Raw genomic sequence first — 4,745 nt, forward strand, 5'->3', positions numbered from 1 at the left:
TCGCGGACGGGAATGCGGCCGATGGCCTGGGGTCGCTTCATGGTTCTGCCTTCGACGTGATCGGAATGCCGGAGCGGGATCGGGGCGGGGCCGGTGGTGCCTAGCGGCCCGCGGGCGAACGACGCCCGCCCGGCGGGCCGCGCCGGCCCGTCCGGCCGGAGGCCCGCCGCCCGCGGAGCGGGGGTGGCGCCTCGCGCCGCTCCTCCCGCAGGTAGGAGACGAGACCGGAGCGCAGATACCGGTCGGCGGCGTCGGCCGCCTCGCGCGCACAGCGCTTGCCCATCAGGGCGCACAAGCTGTAGCCCGAGTCCTCGAAGCGGTGGCGCACCACCGGGTCGGCGGGAGATGCGAGCATCACCCGTTCCCAGGCCCGGTACCGGCTGAGATGCCGGGCCACTTCGGCCTTGGCCGGGAGCAGCATGGGGCGGGCCCCCTCTCGATGCTTCGGACGATTCCTGGGCAGGCTTGTCACCCATGGTGCACATGGGACCACGCAGCGTCTTGTTGGGGCTTCAACGACCGCAGGAGTCGCCCCGGGTTGCACGAACGGCGTAAGACTCTCACTCTGAAGATGACTCTGAAGCGAACAACACTCACGCTTCGTGTTCGGGGGCTCGTGTCCGCCAAGTGGCACGAGGAGGCGAGGAGCTTCGCCCGTGAGGAGCCAACGACGATGAAGACAGCAGTGCCCTGCTACTACCACCTCGACGTGGAGGTCGGTCCCCAACGGGTCGACCAGGTCGGCCGCATCCTGGCCGCACACCTCCGGTTCTGGAGCCTCGACAACCTCGTCGATCCCGTCCGCCGCGGCGCCGAGGTGCTGCTGCGCGCCATCGACGAGCACGCCACCGACAAGCAGACCTCCATCGAGATGTGGTGGAACGGTCAGCACCTGATCACCGCGGTCGGCCAGAACGACCGCAACCTCCGTCCCGACCTGGAACTGCGCCCCTGCCTGACCCACATCGCCGCGCACAGCGACGGCTGGGGCTGGTGCGACACGGGCGCCGGCCGGATCATCTGGTTCACCCGGCGCGCCCGCTCCGGGGAGCGCGTGCCGCTGGTGCCGGTCGGTCCGGACCCGCTGGTCACCGAGGCCCTCGACCTGCCGCGGGAGACCGAGCCGGTGCCGGCCCTGAGGGGATGCGCACCGCCCGAAGTGGCCGTCGCCGTGCACGAGAGCGTGGTGACGCGGTGACGGGGCGCAGGACCGAGAGCGCTGGGGCGCCCGTGTGGAGCGGGCGCCCCAGTCCGCTGGGCGCGACCTACGACGGCCAGGGCACCAACTTCGCGCTCTTCAGCGAGGTCGCCGAGCGCGTCGACCTGGTCCTGGTGGACGACGACGGCTCGCACCGCACGGTGACCCTCCACGAGGTCGACGGCTTCGTCTGGCACTGCTACCTGCCCGGTGTGGGCCCCGGCCAGCGCTACGGCTACCGGGTCCACGGCCCCTGGGACCCGTCCCTCGGGCACCGCTGCAATCCGCGCAAGCTGCTTCTCGACCCCTACGCCCGGGCCGTCGACGGCATGCCCGACGACCACCCCTCGCTGTACGAGCGGGCCCCGCGCGGCCGGTCGTCGTCCGACAGCGGCGGTCACACCATGCTCGGCGTGGTCACCGACCCCTACTTCGACTGGGGCGACGACCGTTCACCCGGACGGCCGTACGCGGACTCCGTCATCTACGAGACCCACGTCCGCGGCCTCACCCGTACCCACCCCAAGGTGCCGGCCCGGCTGCGCGGCACCTACGCCGGCCTCGCCCACCCCGCGGTGATCGAACACCTCACCTGCCTCGGGGTGACGGCGGTCGAACTGATGCCGGTGCACCAGTTCGTGCAGGACGGTGTCCTGCAGGGCAGGGGACTCACCAACTACTGGGGTTACAACACGATCGGCTTCTTCGCCCCGCACAACGAGTACGCCGCCCGCGGCACCCGCGGCGAACAGGTGAACGAGTTCAAGGCGATGGTGAAGTCGCTCCACGAGGCCGGCCTCGAGGTCATCCTCGACGTGGTCTACAACCACACGGCGGAAGGCAACGAGAAGGGCCCCACCCTCTCCTTCCGCGGCATCGACAACGCCTCCTACTACCGCCTGGTCGACGGCGACTGGGCTCATTACTACGACACCACCGGCACCGGCAACAGCCTGTTGATGCGTCACCCCTACGTGCTGCAGCTCATCATGGACTCGCTGCGGTACTGGGTGACCGAGATGCACGTCGACGGCTTCCGCTTCGACCTGGCGGCCACCCTGGCCCGGCAGTTCCACGAGGTCGACCGGCTGTCGGCGTTCTTCGACCTCATCCAGCAGGACCCGGTGATCAGCCGCGTCAAGCTGATCGCCGAACCGTGGGACCTCGGCGACGGCGGCTACCAGGTGGGCAACTTCCCGCCCCTGTGGTCGGAGTGGAACGGCCTCTACCGCGACGCGGTGCGCGACTTCTGGCGGGCCGAGGACGACAGCCTGGCCGAATTCGCCTCCCGGCTGACCGGCTCCTCCGACCTCTACGAGCGCGACCGCCGCCGGCCGCGCGCCAGCATCAACTTCGTCACCGCCCACGACGGTTTCACCCTGCGCGACCTGGTGTCGTACAACGACAAGCACAACGAGGCCAACGGCGAGGACAACCGCGACGGCGAGAGCCACAACCGCTCCTGGAACTGCGGCGTCGAGGGCGAGACCGACGACGAGGGCGTCCTCGAACTCCGCGCCCGCCAGCAGCGCAACCTCCTGGCCACCCTGCTGCTCTCCCAGGGCATCCCGATGATCTGCCACGGCGACGAACTGGGCCGCACCCAGCGCGGCAACAACAACGCCTACTGCCAGGACAACGAGATCTCCTGGATCGACTGGCGCGGCCTCGGCCCGGAGCAGCGCGAGCTGACCGCCTACACCCGCCGCCTGATCGCGCTGCGCCGCGAGCACCCCGTGCTGCGGCGGCGACGCTTCTTCCGCGGCGAGACCCCGGTCCGCGAGGGACGGCCGCTGCCCGACCTGGTGTGGCTGCTGCCGGACGCCACCGAGATGGCCGACGAGGACTGGCACCGCAGCGGCGCGCACGCGCTCGGGGTCTTCCTCAACGGCGACGCCATCGCCGAACGGGACTCCTACGGACAGCGGGTGATCGACGACTCCTTCCTGCTGCTCTTCAACAGCCACTGGGAGCCGACGGCCTTCCGGCTGCCGTCGGCCGCCTACGGCGAGCGGTGGACGGCGCTGGTCGACACGGCGGACCCGCAGGGCATGCCGGACGAGTCCGAGCACAAGGCCGGCACCGAACTCGTCGTCTCGTCACGCAGCCTGGTGGTGCTGTCGCGGCCCCCGGCGACGGACCCTTCGGACGGGCTGACGGGCTGACGGGCTGACGGGCTGACGGGCTGACGGGCCTATCCGGTGGGCCGGTGGAGCCCGGACGGAAGCGGCGGCGGCGCCCCGGTCAGGGGCGCCGCCGCGCCGGTCGTCGAACGCCGCTCGTCGCCCCGGTCAGGACCGGTCGCCGGAGGGCCGCATGCCGCCGAGCGGTCCGGTGGGCCGGTGGTAGACGGTGAACAGGGCGCCCTCCGGGTCGCGCAGCACCGCCTCCCGGTCCGTCGAGCGGAGCACCGAGCCGCCGTGCGCCTGGGTGGCGCGGGTGCAGCCGAGGACGTCCTCGACCGCGAAGTGGACCTGCCAGTGCGGCCGGATCGTCGGGTCGGGCGCGGCGCCGAGGGCACCGGACTCGATCCGGGCCACCTCCTCACCGCTGCTGACCACGACCACCTCCTCGCCGTCGTACTGGACCTCACAGCCCCCCGGGCGGCCGGAGGCCCACTCCAGGACCTCGCCGTAGAAGATCGCGGAGTCGAAGGCGTCCCGGGTGTGCAGACGGATGAGGACCGGTGAGGCCTTGCGCCAGGCCTCCCAGGCCCCGAAGATCTCGCCCTCCCAGATGCCGAAGGTGGCGCCGTCCCGGTCGGCGAGCAGGGCGGCGCGGCCGGGCGGCAGCGAGAGCGGGCCGACGGCCAGCGTGCCGCCGCGCTCCTGGACCCGGGAGGCCGTCTGGTCGGCGCTCTCCACCGCGAAGTACGCCGTCCAGCTGACCGCCATCTGCCACATGCCCGCCACGGCGGCGACCCCGGCGACGGGAACGCCGTCGACCTGGGCCACCCGGAAGGGGTCGCCCAGCCGCATGGAGCGCCACTCCCACCCCAGGACGGCGCTGTAGAACTTCTGGGTCGCGGCGAGATCGTGGCTGGTCAGGCTCACCCAGCCGGGAGCGCCGGAGATGGTGCGGGTGGAGCGCGGCCGTCCGGCGAGGGTGCCGGGGGGCGTGCTGTCGTCGTTCATGGCAGTCATGACAGTCCCACGTCCTGGAGTAAGGGGCGCCTGGGGCGAGGGGCCGGCGCGCGCACGGTCCGACACCAGTGTCCGGCCGGACCTCGTGCCGGTGCCTGTCGAGTACCCGGGCCTTTCGGCCGAAACGGTGGCCGCCGCGGGGACCCGCCGCGCGTCCGCCGCCGACGCCCGCCGACGGCGGAGGCCCCCCCGCCGGGACAGGCCCCCCGCCGAGACAGGCCCCCCGGTGGCAGGCGGCGGGACGAATGGCGACGATGTAGTTGAGCCCGAGGATCCCGCGGGAGCCTACGACGGACGCCGGAGGTCACTATGCGTACGGAGGGCCGTCCGGGTGACAGCGAACGGGACGGGACGCGGGCGGCTCCCCCGCCGGCGGACGTACCCGGGGCCGAGACCGACCGCGT

At 72.2% G+C, this 4,745-nt stretch carries 4 protein-coding genes; 2 read left to right on the forward strand and 2 right to left on the reverse strand.

What is annotated here, in order from left to right; translation table 11 throughout:
* Positions 1–100 precede the first annotated feature (100 nt).
* Positions 101–421 (reverse strand): DUF5133 domain-containing protein, encoded by a 321-nt coding sequence (locus HW445_RS18945; RefSeq protein ID WP_180222187.1) that lies wholly within the window; start codon positions 419–421, stop codon positions 101–103.
* 252 nt (positions 422–673) lie between these two features.
* Here HW445_RS18945 and HW445_RS18950 point away from each other — a divergent pair, with 252 nt between their 5' ends.
* Entirely contained in the window at positions 674–1,198 is a 525-nt protein-coding gene (locus HW445_RS18950; protein WP_180222188.1) for a pep a2, read from the forward strand.
* Positions 1,199–1,230: 32 nt separating this feature from the next.
* Positions 1,231–3,363 carry a glycogen debranching protein GlgX gene (glgX, locus tag HW445_RS18955; RefSeq protein ID WP_374939672.1) on the forward strand — a complete coding sequence of 711 codons (2,133 nt, stop codon included), beginning with the start codon at positions 1,231–1,233 and terminating at the stop codon, positions 3,361–3,363.
* A 126-nt stretch (positions 3,364–3,489) separates the two neighbouring features.
* On the opposite strand, the gene HW445_RS18960 is transcribed toward glgX, so the two are convergent.
* Complete coding sequence (locus HW445_RS18960; protein WP_180222190.1) at positions 3,490–4,332, reverse strand: VOC family protein; 843 nt, start codon at positions 4,330–4,332, stop codon at positions 3,490–3,492.
* Positions 4,333–4,745: the final 413 nt, after the last annotated feature.

The sequence above is a fragment of the Streptomyces sp. UH6 genome (assembly GCF_013421635.1).
Taxonomy (GTDB): domain Bacteria; phylum Actinomycetota; class Actinomycetes; order Streptomycetales; family Streptomycetaceae; genus Streptomyces; species Streptomyces abyssomicinicus.

Coding starts and splice junctions, on each gene's coding strand:
- HW445_RS18945 (WP_180222187.1), bottom strand. CDS start 421: ATGCTGCTCCCGGCCAAGGCCGAAGTGGCCCGGCATCTCAGCCGGTAC.
- HW445_RS18960 (WP_180222190.1), bottom strand. CDS start 4,332: ATGAACGACGACAGCACGCCCCCCGGCACCCTCGCCGGACGGCCGCGC.
- HW445_RS18950 (WP_180222188.1), top strand. CDS start 674: ATGAAGACAGCAGTGCCCTGCTACTACCACCTCGACGTGGAGGTCGGT.